1 pseudogene is annotated in these 246 nt (G+C 48.4%); it reads right to left on the bottom strand.

Annotated features, from left to right (window positions below):
* A pseudogene (locus F1003_RS19110) lies at window positions 1-246 on the bottom strand (hypothetical protein); the annotation flags it as partial.

Raw genomic sequence — 246 nt, 5'->3', positions numbered from 1 at the left:
GTTTCAGCAGGTTGTCTTTGTCAATCTTGTATACCATCGTGTCGATCTTCGGCGTCTGATCTGCGCGCAGCTCCTCCCTTTGTTTCGGGAAGAGGGCGTTACGGATATAATAGCCCGGCTGATCGAAATCCCGTTCTGAGCCGAAGCCCATCATTCTGCTTTTATACTTTCCCGACATGACCGTCTGTTCATATTCTCTCCGGGAAAACGGCTGTTCTTCGTTATCATTGCTGAATAAATACTGCC

This window comes from Winogradskyella ouciana, from assembly GCF_009709615.1.
Lineage (GTDB): Bacteria > Bacteroidota > Bacteroidia > Flavobacteriales > Flavobacteriaceae > Winogradskyella > Winogradskyella ouciana.
Note: the sequence above shows the minus strand (reverse complement) of the source record. Positions and strands in the feature narration are given on the sequence as shown.